Raw genomic sequence first — 12349 nt, 5'->3', positions numbered from 1 at the left:
CCTGGCCGTGATGGTGACGGAAACTCAGGTTCCCGGCTGCCTGCGCTCGAAGGTGCTGGGGCTGCCGGTCGATGTCTGTGCGGATGTGGCGGACGCTGCACTGGCGCTGCATGGCCGCGGCGGTGGTCAGATCGTCACCCTCAATGCCGAGATGACGATGGCGGCGCTCGAGGATCCCTCCCTGGGAGATGTGATTCGCGCCGCCGAGCTGGTGATCCCGGATGGGGCTGGAGTGGTCTGGGCCCTGGGTCGGCAGGGGCATCGGGTGAGGCGCAGCCCGGGCATCGAGCTGGCTGATCGGCTGCTGAGGGAGGCTGCTGAGCGGGGGTGGCGGGTGGCCCTGGTGGGGGCGTCCCCATCGGTGATGGAGCGCCTGCGGGAACGTCTGCTGCTGCGGCTGCCGGGCCTCGATCTGATCGCCGCGGTGCATGGCTATCAGCCCGAGGCGGCCTGGCCGGGTCTGGAAGCTACGTTGCAAGCCAGCCAGCCGGATCTGGTGCTGGCCGCGCTGGGGGTCCCCCGCCAGGAGACCTGGATCCAGCGGCTGCATCAGGGCCAGGGCGGCCTCTGGATGGGGGTGGGCGGCAGCTTCGATGTCTGGGCTGGAGCCAAAAAAAGGGCCCCCACCTGGATGGGGGCCCTGCAGATCGAATGGTTGTACCGGTTGATCCAGGAACCGAGCCGTTGGCGGCGGATGTTGGCCCTTCCGGCTTTTGCCTGGGCGGTGCTGCGGGGTGGGTGAGGCTCAGCGGAAGCCGACGGAGGCTTGCCAGACGAAGGCCAGCAGCAGGAAGAACAGGGGGATGATCGGCAGGATGTCGACCAAGGGACCGAAGGCCTGGTAGGCCTCGGGAAGCTGGGCCAGGGTGGTGGCGGTGATCAGTGTGGAGAAAACCATCCCTGAACGGCAAAATCGTGATATGGGCTGGACGCTACCACGTGTGAGCGGCCCCAGAGCCGGGCTCCCAGGGAGTGAAATCCTCTGCAAAGCAGCCCTCGCGGATGGCCGTGGCCATGGCTGTGCTGAAGCGAATCAGCTGGGTGAGGTTGTGCAGGCTGAGCAGGATCCGGCCCAGCAGTTCGCCGCTGCGGAACAGGTGATGCAGGTAGGCCCGGCTGTGACCTGTGCAGGCCGGGCAAACGCAGCTGGAATCAAGCGGGGTGTGGTCGTGGCGGAAGCGGGCGTTGCGCAGGTTCCAGCGCTCGCCCCCCACCAGGGCGGTGCCGTGGCGGCCAAGGCGGGTGGGCAGCACGCAGTCGAAGAGGTCGATGCCCTGGGCCACCGCGATCGCCATCTCCCGCAGGCTGCCCACCCCCATCAGGTAGCGGGGGCGATCCCGGGGCAGCAGCGGCGCCACCTGGCGCACGATCCGGTGCATCGACTCCACCGGCTCCCCCACGCTCACACCGCCGATGGCGATGCCGGGCAGGCCCATGGCGCTCACCGTCCGTGCCGCCTGCTCGCGCAGATGGGGGAAGGTCCCCCCTTGAACGATGCCGAACAGCGCCTGGTCGCTGCGGTCATGGGTGGCCACGCAGCGCTCCAGCCAGGCGTGGGTGCGGCGGCAGGCCTCGGCCACGTCGTTTTCGCTGGCGGGGTAGGGAGGACACTGATCGAAGGCCATGGCCACATCGGCCCCGAGCGCCATCTGGATCTGCATCGAACGCTCCGGTGTGAGGCTGATGCGGGAGCCGTCGCGGGGCGAGCGGAACACCACCCCTTCGTCGTTGATGACATTGATGGCGCCAAGACTGAACACCTGGAACCCACCCGAATCGGTGAGCAGGGGACCATCCCAGCCCATGAAGCGGTGCAGCCCGCCGGCTTCCGCCACGATGGCTTCCCCGGGCTGGAGGTGCAGGTGATACGTGTTGGCGAGCACCATCTGGGCGCCGGTGGCCGCCAGCTGGGCCGGGGTCACCCCTTTCACGGTGCCCAGGGTGCCCACCGGCATGAAGCGGGGAGTCTCGACACTGCCGTGGGGCGTGTGAAAAACGCCGCAGCGGGCCTGGGTCCTCGGGCAGTGGGCCGTGGTCTCGAACCGGAAGGGATCGGCCGCTGCGGCGGAGCGGGTCACGGCGATTGGAACGGTTCGGGATTGAACCTAGATGGTGCGCCCGGGGGCGGCCGATGAGGCCGCTGGAAGCCCCCCCCTGGCTGCGCGACCTCGCCGGGGCCTGGATCTTCTACACGGTGCTGCCCGCCTGGCCGCGGCTGCAGCCCCGCTTCGAGCGGATTGCCCGCTTCGCCCCCTGGATCGGCCTGCTGCTGGGCCTGCTGCAGGGCCTGCTCTGGTGCCTGGCGGAACCCTGGCTGCCTGCAGGGGCCCGGGTGGCCCTGGTGCTGGCCCTTGGTCTCTGGCTGACGGGCGGCATCCATGCCGATGGGGCGATGGACACGGCCGATGGTCTGGCCGCCGGCGAGCGTGCCCTGGAGGCGATGGACGACAGCCGGGTCGGGGCCAGCGGGGTGCTCGCTCTGGTCCAGGTGCTGATGCTGCGGGCGGCCGCGCTTCTCACCCTGGCGGAGCTGAACTTCGGCCCCCTGGTGGCGCTCGCCCTGGTCTGGGCCGCAGTGTGGGGCCGCATCGCCCCGTTGCTGGCGATGCAGCACTTCCCCTACCTGCGCCCCGCCGGCACGGCCGCATTTCATCAGCGCCACTGGCTCGGCCTCGGTCGGGAGCTCAGACCCGCGCTTCTGGTCCTGGTGCCGCTCACCCTGGTGGGGGCGTCGATGGGTTGGCCCTGGCAGGGCTGGCTGGGCCTGCTGCCGGCGTGGCTGCTGCCGCTGGGGCTCGGCCGCCGTCTGGGGGGGCACAGCGGTGACAGCTACGGCGCCTGCGTGGAATGGGTGGAGAGCCTGACCCTGCTGCTGCTTGCCCTGGCCGCTCTCGTGGCTGGGGCCGGCTAGGCGCTGGGCGGCAGCTCCAGCAGGAAGGCGTTGCCAGATCTGGGGAGTTCGCTGGCGGCGAGGCTGGGGGGGCAGAGCAGGCTGAGTTCGCCGCCCAGGTTGCGGGCCAGATCCCTGGCCAGGGCCAGCCCCAGCCCCGTGCCAGGCAGGTCCTGGCCCCGCTCCCCTCGGATCCCCCGTCCGAAGATCGCCTCGCGTTCCTGATCGGCGATCGCCACACCGCCATCCCAGACCGTGAGCCTGGGGCGCCCGCCAGAGGCCAGGGCGCTGTGCAGGCCAACGCTGCTTCCTTCGGGGCTGTAGCGGAAGGCGTTCTCGAGCAGGTTGGCGAGAATTTCGGCCACGGCGGCGCTGTCGCCGCGCCAGTCCGGCAGAGAGCCGGGGCCCTGCCAGGCACGGCCCTGCAGGGCGGCGGTGGCGGCGGCCCGCTGCAGCAGCGGCTGCACCCGCTCCCGCAAGGGTGAGGCCTCGCCTGTCCTCAGGGAAGGGGGCAGCAGAAGGGGGCCTGCGCTCTGCGGACCCGGCTGGATCGCCGCTGGATCCGCGAGTCCGTCGATCGCTTCGATGTAGCGGTGGAGCTGCTGCCCTTCCACCAGCAGGTTCTCCACCAGCGCCCGATTCTCTGGATCACCCTCGAGGCGTCGCTTGAGCAGCTGAGCAAAGGTGCGCAGGGCGGCCAGGGGATTGCGCATCTGGTGCACCAGCAGGCGCAACTGCTGCTGCTGCCGCTCCAGCTGCTCAGCCAGGCGCTGGTGCTCCAGATCCAGCAGCAGGGCCTCAGTGAGTGACTGAGCTGCCGCCTGCAGCCGTGGATGGAGGTTGGCCGGCCAGGCGCTGCCGGCCAACTCCACCCGCAGGGCGCCCAGCAGGGTGCTCTGGTGGCGCAGGGGCAGCCAGCGGCGCTGCTCACTGGGCAGCAGCAGGCTCTGGTCTTCATCGACGGCGGGAAGGGCCATGCGCTGCGCTGGCCAGTGGCCCGCCGGCATCAGCGCCAGCTTGCCGTCCTCACGGGGGGTGGCCAGATAGACCACCAAAGAGCGGAGGTCACTGCGGTCGGAGAACTGCTCAAGCTGCAGCTGGAGCAGGGTCAAAAAACGCGGCGACACCTGCATCGTGGCCTGGCCTGGGGAGCCTGCAAAAAAAATTCCGGAACCCGTGATTGAAATCTCGGATTTGGCCTTAAGATTTACGTATCGACCATTACTTCGCGGTCCGCGAGCGGACCTCCAGGTGCAGGGGCGAACGCATCGGTTGCACTTTCCTGCAAACGAGGCTACAGCAGAGAGAGACCCGTCCCTCCACTGTTCGGAGGCATCCCCTGGGATGCCTCCGGGTTGCTTCCTGTCTGGGGTTTCCTTTAGCAGCTGCCAGCAGCCGCACCAGGAATTCCGCTCCCGGTAGCCAGATGTCTGGACGTGCCTGCGCTTCCCCAGGGAGCGCTCATCCGGTTTGTCTCGCCTTGCGAGACCGCCCCATCCTTCCCATCCCTCTCCATCTCCCCCTCGGGAGTTGTTTCATGTCCAAGAAGCGCAAGCGGATCAGTCGCCGTCGTCTCGCCGGTCAGCGCGTGCTCGCCCACGTGCCCACCCATAACCTCGAGACCGGAGAGCACAAGCCGGTCATCGCGGCCCGCCGCTACATCGCCGAAACCGGCCTTGAGGCGCCCGCACTGCTCAACGTTCGCCGCAATGAGCACACCACCGATCGTTTCTTCTGGGGTGAAAAGGGTCTGTTCAGCGCCCAGTACGCCGAGGAGAACCACTTCCTCTTTCCCTCCCTGCGCCTGATCGTCGATCAGGTCGGTGAAGACACCCTATTCGCCGGCCTCGAGTCCACTGGCTCCGACGACTGGGAAGAGATGGAAGAGTACGAATACGCCTTCGTCTGAGGTCTCCCTCCGGTGAACGCCTGACCCGATCAACCCCCGTGGATCCATTGATCCGTGGGGGTTTGTTCATGCCGGTGGCCGGGGCCAGTGCTGCTGGAGGAACGAACGCAGAGAAGGGAACAGGGCCGGGTCGATGGTATGCCCCCCCGGGAAACCCAGCAGCTCACTCTCCCCGCCGGCGCTCCGCCAGAGCCGCTGCAGCTCTTCGCTGGCCCCGTAGGGCACCACAGGATCCGCTCGGCCGTGGGTGAGCAGGACCGGCGGCAGGGGGGATTGCGGCCTCCAGCCTGGATGGGGATAGCCGCTGCAGGCGATCACGCCGGCCACCGGCAGATCCCCGGCCACATCCAGGGCCATGGCCGCTCCCTGGGAGAAGCCGAGAACAATCGTCCTCTCAAGGGGCAGGCTGTCCGCCAAGGCCTCCAGCCGCTGGCGCAGCTGTTGCCGTGCTCCCGCCAGGCCAGGCCACTCCGGCTGCTGCAGGTCGTACCACTGGCGCCCGACTCCGTGGGGGTGGGCTTCAGGCGCGCGCAGGCTGATCACCCCCGTGGCGCGGCCGGCGAGCTCCTCGCCCAGATCAAGCAGGTCGTCGGCATCGGCGCCCCAGCCATGCAGCAGCACCAGCCGCTGCTCGGCGGCGGCGGGTCCGCGGATCAGAAGGTCATCGGTCATGGCACTGGGTCCTGGCGCACTCGGGTGGCGTTGCCGGCGGCAGGGCCGGAGCTGGGGCCATGGTGCTGCGCGGTTGGGGCCGTTGGGGTGCAGCTGCTGCGTAAGTTGTGGCCAGCACGCCTTCTCGACCGTCCATGGCCCCCACCGCGCTGCTGAGTGTGTCGGACAAGCAGGGCGTGGTGGAACTCGCCACGGCCCTGCACCATCGCCATGGCTACAGCCTGCTCTCCAGTGGCGGCACCGCGGCCACCCTGGCCGCTGCCGGCCTGCCGGTGACCCGCGTGGCCGATCACACCGGTGCTCCGGAGATCCTCGGTGGCCGGGTCAAGACCCTGCATCCGCGCATCCACGGCGGCATCCTTGCCCGCCGGGAGGATCCGGCCCACCGAGCTGATCTTGAGGCCCAGGCGATCACCCCCATCGATGTGGTGGTGGTGAACCTCTACCCCTTCCGCGAAACGGTGGCTGACCCGGCCGTGTCCTGGGAGAAGGCGGTAGAAACGATCGACATCGGTGGTCCGGCCATGGTGCGTGCCGCCGCCAAGAACCATGCCGATGTGGCGGTGCTCACCGACCCCGGCCAGTACGCCGACTTCCTCTCGGCCCTGGCCGACGATCGGGTCGATGCTGCCCTGCGCCGCCAGCTCGCCCTGGAGGCGTTCCGCCACACGGCCAGCTACGACAGCGCCATCAGCGCCTGGTTGGCGGAGAAGTTGGAGCCCGCGGCCGCTCAGCAGGATCTTCCCCTGCGGCTGGAGTTGCCCTTGCGTCAGACCCTGCGCTACGGCGAGAACCCCCATCAGCAGGCCAGCTGGTACAGCGAGCCCCGGGCTGGCTGGGGCGGGGCCCGGCAGCTGCAGGGCAAGGAACTCAGCTTCAACAACCTGCTCGACCTCGATGCTGCCCTGGCCACCGTGAGGGAGTTCGGCTACGGCGGCGAGGTCCAGCCGGCGGCTGTCGTGGTCAAGCACACCAACCCCTGTGGGGTGGCCGTGGGCAGCAGCGCCGCCGAGGCCCTGCAGCGGGCCCTGGAGGCGGATTCGGTTTCGGCCTTTGGCGGCATCGTGGCCCTCAACGCGGTGGTGGATGGGACCAGCGCCGAGCGGCTCACCAGCCTGTTCCTGGAATGCGTCGTGGCGCCTGGGTACAGCGAGGAGGCCCTCGCACGCCTGGGGGCCAAGGCCAATCTGCGCCTGCTGGAGCTGCCCGCAGCGGCGGTGGCGCGGGCGCCGCGGCGGCAACTGCGCACTGTGCTCGGCGGCCTCCTGGCCCAGGACCTCGATGATCAGCCCGCCAGCGAAGACGATTGGCAGGTCGTCAGTCAGCGGCCGCCCAGCCCCGCCGAGCTCGACGACCTGCGTTTTGCCTGGCGCCTGGTGCGCCATGTGCGCTCCAACGCGATCGTGGTGGCCAGCGGCGGGGTCAGCCTGGGGATCGGTGCCGGTCAGATGAACCGGGTGGGCTCCGCCCGGCTCGCCCTGGAGGCGGCCGGAGCGGGCAGCCAGGGGGCTGTGCTCGCCAGTGATGGCTTCTTCCCCTTCGCGGACACCGTGCGGCTGGCAGCGAAGCATGGGATCACCGCGGTGATTCAGCCAGGCGGCAGCGTGCGCGACGGGGAGTCGATCCAGGCCTGCGATGAACTCGATCTGGCAATGGTCTGCACCGGCCGGCGCCACTTCCTGCACTGAGTGGGCTCTCCACGGGCGCGCCGCGGGCGCTGAACGGCGCGGGGAGGGGGTAGAGCAGTAGTTTCGCTGCCAACGGCCTCACCCCGTGACCATGCCCGACGCCCTCGCCTTCAACCTCAATTTCCTCCACCCGCTGCTGATGTGGGTGTTGCTGGCCCTTTCCGGTTATGCCCTGGTCCTGGGTATCAAGGCCAAGAAGACCCGCACCGCCGATGCGGAGCAGCGCAAGGAGCTGATCAAGGGCAAGTTCGCTCAGCGCCACTTCCAGATCGGCTCGATCGTGCTGGCTGTGATGGTGCTCGGCAGCTTCGGCGGCATGGCCGTCACCTACATCAACAACGGCAAGCTGTTCGTGGGTCCGCACCTGCTGGTGGGCATCGCCATGGTTAGCCTGATCGCCGTGGCGGCCTCCCTCTCGCCGCTGATGCTCAAGGGCAATCTGATCGCCCGTAAGGCCCATGTCGGCCTGAACATGACCCTGATGAGCCTCTTCCTCTGGCAGGCAGTCACCGGCATGCAGATCGTCAACAAGATCTGGACCGACCGCTGAGGCCTTTCTTGAAGTGCGTGATCAGAAGGGGGCCCGCCGGCGGGGCGGGCAGGGCAGCTCGTGGGTGGCGTGGAAGTCTTCCTGGACCTTCCAGGTGAGCTTGCGCGAGATCTGCCTCACGATCTGCCGCAGCAGGTGATCGCCACTTGATTGCACCAGCTTGTCGGGAAGCAGGCCGATCACCGCAGGCAACCGGATCCACACGCACAGGTCGAGCTCCCAGCGCACCTGGGTGAGGGCGCCGTCTGCGGTCTCACTGGCGGGATCAGGCTCGGCTCCTGAGCCCTCCTCCAGCTGCAGGGCGGCGTTGAATTCGACGTCGTAGATCTCCTGCAGGCTGGCGTCGGGGGAGCTCAAGGCCGCCGTGACGATGCGATAGACGCCTTCGCTCTGGGGCAGCAGCTCCAGTCCGATGGTGGGCTCCACCTCAAAGCCGAAATTGCCGAAGCGCCCCAGGGTCAGGGCATAGCCGTTGGGCCCGAGCGATTGCACGGTCATCGGCGCCGCGCAACGCCGGAACCAGCCGTCGTGATGGTCGAGGTAGTCGGCCACGGTGTGGGATGGCGCCCGCATCTCCATCACATCGGCGAATCGGCTGCTGTAACGATTAACCCGAAGGTCGTCGCTGTGGCGCAGTGGCACGGCCTCGACTGGCGGGCACTGGGCAGACTCCGGATCCTGGGCAAGGGCCACGGTCGTCGAGGTGTCGCGGGACAGGGCGGTGCTCAAAACTGTTGGATCTCCTCGAGGTCCGAGCGAGTACCCCGTGATGGCGGGAGACGATGAACCAATGTAACTGCAGCCTGCAGTGGAGACCGCTGCACTTGTGACAGCAACGGAGCTGAGGGCTGAAGACACTCTCCCTCAGTCGCCGCAGAGCTCCATCAGGTGGCGGATCACGTCCTCCACCACCCGGTCGGGTGTCGAGGCGCCGGACGTGATGCCCACCCGCAGGGGCCCCTCAGGCAGGAAGGGTGCAAGCACCTCCAGATCGCCCCCCAGGGGCATGTGCTCGATGCGGTTGCCCGGCCCGATCCGCTCGGGGGTGTCGATGTGAAAGGAGCGGATGCCGCGGCTGATGGCGATCTCCTGCAGGTGCGTGGTGTTCGAAGAGTTGTAGCCGCCGATGACCACCATCAGATCAAGTGGTTCATCCACCAGGGAGAACATGGCGTCCTGGCGCTCCTGGGTGGCGTCGCAGATGGTGTTGAAGGCCAGGAAGTGGTCGTTGAGCTCAGCCGGGCCATAGCGTTGCAGCATGGTGCGCTCGAACATGCGGCCGATCTCCTCGGTTTCGCTCTTGAGCATCGTCGTCTGGTTGGCCACACCGACGCGCGCCAGGTCCCGGTCGGGGTCGAAGCCGGGAGAGGAGGCCTTGGCGAAGTGACTGATGAAGGCCTCACGGTCGCCCTTCCCGAGGATGTAGTCGCAGACCATCTGAGCCTCGGCCAGATCCAGCACCACCAGGTAGGTGCCGGCGAAGGAGCTGGTGGCGAGGGTTTCCTCGTGCTTCACCTTGCCGTGGATGATCGAGCTGAAGGCGTGTTTCTTGTGCTTCTCCACGGTGTTCCACACCTTCGAGACCCAGGGGCAGGTGGTGTCGACGATGTGGCAGCCGCGCTCGTTCAGCAGTTGCATTTCCTGAACGGTGGCACCGAAGGCCGGCAGGATCACCACATCACCGACGCCCACCTCGGAGAAATCCTTGACCCCTTCCTCAACGCGGATGAACAGCACGTTCATGTCGCGCAGATGGGCGTTCACCGAGGGGTTGTGGATGATTTCGTTGGTGATCCAGATCCTCTCGCTGGGGTAGTGCCGCCGGGTTTCGTAAGCCATGGCCACGGCACGCTCCACCCCCCAGCAGAAGCCGAAGGCCTCGGCAAGGCGCACGGTCAGCCGGCCTTGGCGCAGTTCATAGCCGTTCTCCCGGATCGTGGCGATCAGCTCGCTCTGATAAGCCTGCTCAAGGTTGACCGCCACTTGCTCGCCCAGGCCGAAGCCGCGGCGGTTGTAGCGCTCGGAGTGATGCAGCGAGCGTTTGAAGGCGCGGGTGTCCATGGCGTTGCCGCAGGGCAGGCAGGGGCCGACTCTATGGGCTGCTGCCCACCGACGGGCGAAAAAAAAGCCCCGGTCGAAACCGGGGCCAGAACCGACCCAGGGGGCGGAATCGGAAGAGCTGGGGGCTCAGTTCGCCGTGGAGGCGAAGTCGGGATAGGCCTCCATCCCGTGCTCGGAGATGTCGAGGCCTTTGATCTCTTCCTGCTCGCTCACGCGGATGCCTCCGGAGATGCCTCCGATGACCGACCAGGCGATCCAGGAACAGATCAGGGCAAAGAGCCCGTAGGAAATCACCCCGAGGATCTGAAGGCCGAACTGGCCGAAGCCATGGCCGGTCAGCAGACCCTTGTCCGTGTTGAAGAGACCAACGGCGAGGGTGCCCCAGATGCCGCAGGTGCCGTGGACGGACCAGGCACCCACCGGATCATCAATGCCGAGGCTGTCGATGAAGCCGACCGAGAAGACGACGAGGGTACCGGCGATGAAGCCGACCACCCAGGCTGCAGGCATCGAGAAGCCGTCGCAACCGGCGGTGACGCCGACCAGACCAGCCAGGATGCCGTTGATCGACATGGTGAGGTCAGGCTTGCCGGAAGTGAGCTGGGACACCAGCGTGCCGGCGATGCCGCCACCGGCAGCTCCCAGGGTGGTCGTCACGGCGATGTAGGGAACGGCCGCGTCCATGGCCAGCTGGGAGCCAGGGTTGAATCCATACCAGCCGATCCAGAGGATCAGGCAGCCCAGGGTCGCGATGGCCAGGTTGTGGCCGGGGATGGCCTGGGTCTTGCCGTCGGCGAATTTGCCGATCCTGGGTCCGAGCAGCATGGCTCCGACCAAGCCGGCCCAGGCCCCCACCGAGTGGACCACGGTGGAGCCGGCGAAGTCGATGAAGCCCAGCTGGTTCAGCCAGCCTCCATTCCACTGCCAGCTGCCGGCAATGGGATAGATGAAGGCCACAAGCACCAGCGAGAAGAGCACGAACTCGCTGAACTTGATGCGCTCGGCCACCAGACCGGAAACGATCGTGGCGGACGTGCCGGCGAAGGCCACCTGGAAGAGGAAATCGACGGAGGGCACCAAAGAAGCGTCCTTGACCATCTCCGCTGTGACGGTGGGATCAAAGAAGAGACCCAGTGGCCCGCCCTTGCCGTAAAAGAGCCAGCCAGGGATGACCGGCTCCCCATACATCAGTGAGAAGCCGATCAGCCAGTAGGCGCTCGCCGCGAGGGCGAAGACGATCAGGTTCTTGGTGAGGATGTTGGTGGCGTTTTTCTGGCGGCAGAGACCCGCTTCGACCATGGCGAAGCCGGCGTTCATGAAGATCACCAGGATGGCGGCGATCAACAGCCAGACGTTATTGATCAGGAAAGCCGGCGTGAGCTCCGGCAGCTCAGCGGCGTGGGCGGAGAGGTTGAACACCCCGAGGCCGAAGAGGGCCAGGGGTACACAGGCCAGCCAGGTGAGCGTGCGGGAATTGGAGAACCCACGGATGCTGCGCAGCAGCAGTTCGGGAGCCTCGAGCAGACTTGCCTCCTGAAGACGCCGAGGCCGGCGTCGCCCAGGGGCGTGAGGAGCAACTGTCATGGAGCGCAACGTCGCACAGGATTTTGCGGAGAGAGGATGAATCACGCCCGAGGGCGTTCCTACATGGCAAAAGTGCACGCTGCGGCACCAATTGCTGGTGGCATCCGCTACAAAACCTCTGATCCGTTCACGCAGGGAGGGTCTGGGGTTCCCGGGGGATCAGCTCGGCCACACCGAGCCAGCTCACGGCCTCGGCGCTGAAGCGGTAGCGCAGGGGCAGCACCTCAACGCCCGCCGCCAAGGCCTCCCGGAACAGGTCCCCGTAGCGGGGATCGGCCGAATCCCCCGGGGCGAAGGCCGTCACGTCGCCGCGGCTCAGGCAGGGAACGAGCAGCCCGCGGGCCTCGGGTCCAACGGCCATCAGCTCCTGCAGGTGTTTCTGTCCCCTCTCTGTGACTGTGTCTGGAAAAAGGGCCAGCTCCCCCCGGCTCCAGGTGGTGTTCTTGACCTCCAGGTAGATCGGCCGCGGATCGGCGGCCTCGGCGGGGGGCTGCAGCAACAGGTCGATCCGGCTGCGGCGGTTCTGCCCGTAGGCGACCTCGGCGCGGATCGAGCCGATCGGTCCCAGCCAGGGCTCCAGGCAGCCCGCTTCGATCGTGGCCCGCACCAGCCGGTTGGGCAGGGCCGTGTTCACCCCCACCCAGCAGGGCTCACCGTCGCTGCCGGGCACCAGGGCCTGCTCCCAGGTCCAGGCCAGCTTGCGCTCGGGCCTGGGGTCGTGGCGCAGGCGCACCCGCCCGCCCGGGAGGAGCACCCCGGTCATGGGGCCGGTGTTGGGGCAATGGGCGGTCACCAGCTGGCCGTCGGCCAGCTCCACATCCGCCAGGAAGCGCTTGTAGCGGCGCAGCAGCACCCCCTCCACCAGGTTCTGCAGCGGCAGAATCGGCGTGCCGGTGGGGCTTGGGCAGGGCTTCGGATCCGGCATCGATTCAAGGGCTGGCCAGGGGGTGCTGGCTCAGGTGCCCATGGTGCCGCTCGGCCGATTGGCCTCGCTG

At 67.7% G+C, this 12349-nt stretch carries 13 protein-coding genes; 5 read left to right on the top strand and 8 right to left on the bottom strand.

Annotated features, from left to right (window positions below; all coding sequences use genetic code 11):
* Positions 1-10: 10 nt before the first annotated feature.
* On the top strand, positions 11-742 hold the full coding sequence (locus WH5701_RS11140) for a WecB/TagA/CpsF family glycosyltransferase (RefSeq protein ID WP_006172457.1): 732 nt from the start codon (positions 11-13) through the stop codon (positions 740-742).
* A 3-nt stretch (positions 743-745) separates the two neighbouring features.
* On the opposite strand, the gene WH5701_RS11135 is transcribed toward WH5701_RS11140, so the two are convergent.
* Both WH5701_RS11135 and tgt read right to left on the bottom strand, forming a co-directional pair.
* Positions 746-898: a photosystem II reaction center protein K gene (locus tag WH5701_RS11135; protein WP_006172455.1), complete on the bottom strand. Its 153-nt coding sequence runs from the start codon at positions 896-898 to the stop codon at positions 746-748.
* 34 nt (positions 899-932) lie between these two features.
* A complete protein-coding gene (gene tgt, locus WH5701_RS11130; RefSeq protein ID WP_006172454.1) occupies positions 933-2078 on the bottom strand; it encodes a tRNA guanosine(34) transglycosylase Tgt in 1146 nt (381 codons plus the stop codon).
* Between the two features lie 53 nt (positions 2079-2131).
* On the opposite strand from tgt, the gene WH5701_RS11125 reads away from it, so the two are divergent.
* On the top strand, positions 2132-2911 hold the full coding sequence (locus WH5701_RS11125) for an adenosylcobinamide-GDP ribazoletransferase (protein ID WP_006172453.1): 780 nt from the start codon (positions 2132-2134) through the stop codon (positions 2909-2911).
* Here the strand turns inward: WH5701_RS11125 and WH5701_RS11120 are convergent.
* Positions 2908-4002 carry a sensor histidine kinase KdpD gene (locus WH5701_RS11120; protein ID WP_006172452.1) on the bottom strand — a complete coding sequence of 365 codons (1095 nt, stop codon included), beginning with the start codon at positions 4000-4002 and terminating at the stop codon, positions 2908-2910. The genes WH5701_RS11125 and WH5701_RS11120 overlap by 4 nt on opposite strands.
* Before the next feature lie 425 nt (positions 4003-4427).
* Between WH5701_RS11120 and WH5701_RS11115 the strand changes: the two genes are divergently transcribed.
* Positions 4428-4799 (top strand): DUF3155 domain-containing protein, encoded by a 372-nt coding sequence (locus tag WH5701_RS11115; RefSeq protein ID WP_006172449.1) that lies wholly within the window; start codon positions 4428-4430, stop codon positions 4797-4799.
* Between the two features lie 66 nt (positions 4800-4865).
* On the opposite strand, the gene WH5701_RS11110 is transcribed toward WH5701_RS11115, so the two are convergent.
* On the bottom strand, positions 4866-5471 hold the full coding sequence (locus WH5701_RS11110) for an alpha/beta hydrolase (RefSeq protein ID WP_006172447.1): 606 nt from the start codon (positions 5469-5471) through the stop codon (positions 4866-4868).
* A gap of 134 nt (positions 5472-5605) precedes the next feature.
* On the opposite strand from WH5701_RS11110, the gene purH reads away from it, so the two are divergent.
* Both purH and WH5701_RS11100 read left to right on the top strand, forming a co-directional pair.
* Entirely contained in the window at positions 5606-7159 is a 1554-nt protein-coding gene (gene purH, locus WH5701_RS11105; protein ID WP_006172446.1) for a bifunctional phosphoribosylaminoimidazolecarboxamide formyltransferase/IMP cyclohydrolase, read from the top strand.
* A gap of 91 nt (positions 7160-7250) precedes the next feature.
* Positions 7251-7709 carry a DUF4079 domain-containing protein gene (locus WH5701_RS11100; protein WP_006172444.1) on the top strand — a complete coding sequence of 153 codons (459 nt, stop codon included), beginning with the start codon at positions 7251-7253 and terminating at the stop codon, positions 7707-7709.
* Positions 7710-7730: 21 nt separating this feature from the next.
* Here WH5701_RS11100 and WH5701_RS11095 read toward each other — a convergent pair whose 3' ends face one another.
* The 4 genes from WH5701_RS11095 to sfsA form a co-directional block, all read right to left on the bottom strand.
* Positions 7731-8402 carry a DUF1997 domain-containing protein gene (locus tag WH5701_RS11095; protein ID WP_050751579.1) on the bottom strand — a complete coding sequence of 224 codons (672 nt, stop codon included), beginning with the start codon at positions 8400-8402 and terminating at the stop codon, positions 7731-7733.
* Positions 8403-8573: 171 nt separating this feature from the next.
* On the bottom strand, positions 8574-9770 hold the full coding sequence (locus WH5701_RS11090; protein ID WP_006172442.1) for a 4-hydroxy-3-methylbut-2-enyl diphosphate reductase: 1197 nt from the start codon (positions 9768-9770) through the stop codon (positions 8574-8576).
* Positions 9771-9896: 126 nt separating this feature from the next.
* Entirely contained in the window at positions 9897-11354 is a 1458-nt protein-coding gene (locus WH5701_RS11085) for an ammonium transporter (protein WP_006172441.1), read from the bottom strand.
* A gap of 127 nt (positions 11355-11481) precedes the next feature.
* Positions 11482-12279: a DNA/RNA nuclease SfsA gene (gene sfsA / locus WH5701_RS11080; RefSeq protein ID WP_006172440.1), complete on the bottom strand. Its 798-nt coding sequence runs from the start codon at positions 12277-12279 to the stop codon at positions 11482-11484.
* Positions 12280-12349 lie beyond the last annotated feature (70 nt).

Source organism: Synechococcus sp. WH 5701, from assembly GCF_000153045.1.
GTDB lineage: Bacteria > Cyanobacteriota > Cyanobacteriia > PCC-6307 > Cyanobiaceae > Regnicoccus_A > Regnicoccus_A antarcticus.
This window is presented reverse-complemented; position numbering and strand designations above follow the sequence as displayed.

Excerpts from the sequence above, each read along its gene's own strand:
- WH5701_RS11140 (WP_006172457.1), top strand. The coding sequence starts at position 11 with ATGGTGACGGAAACTCAGGTTCCCGGCTGCCTGCGCTCGAAGGTGCTG.
- WH5701_RS11135 (WP_006172455.1), bottom strand. The coding sequence starts at position 898 with ATGGTTTTCTCCACACTGATCACCGCCACCACCCTGGCCCAGCTTCCC.
- WH5701_RS11125 (WP_006172453.1), top strand. The coding sequence starts at position 2,132 with ATGAGGCCGCTGGAAGCCCCCCCCTGGCTGCGCGACCTCGCCGGGGCC.
- WH5701_RS11115 (WP_006172449.1), top strand. The coding sequence starts at position 4,428 with ATGTCCAAGAAGCGCAAGCGGATCAGTCGCCGTCGTCTCGCCGGTCAG.
- WH5701_RS11110 (WP_006172447.1), bottom strand. The coding sequence starts at position 5,471 with ATGACCGATGACCTTCTGATCCGCGGACCCGCCGCCGCCGAGCAGCGG.
- purH (WP_006172446.1), top strand. The coding sequence starts at position 5,606 with ATGGCCCCCACCGCGCTGCTGAGTGTGTCGGACAAGCAGGGCGTGGTG.
- WH5701_RS11100 (WP_006172444.1), top strand. The coding sequence starts at position 7,251 with ATGCCCGACGCCCTCGCCTTCAACCTCAATTTCCTCCACCCGCTGCTG.
- WH5701_RS11090 (WP_006172442.1), bottom strand. The coding sequence starts at position 9,770 with ATGGACACCCGCGCCTTCAAACGCTCGCTGCATCACTCCGAGCGCTAC.
- WH5701_RS11085 (WP_006172441.1), bottom strand. The coding sequence starts at position 11,354 with ATGACAGTTGCTCCTCACGCCCCTGGGCGACGCCGGCCTCGGCGTCTT.
- sfsA (WP_006172440.1), bottom strand. The coding sequence starts at position 12,279 with ATGCCGGATCCGAAGCCCTGCCCAAGCCCCACCGGCACGCCGATTCTG.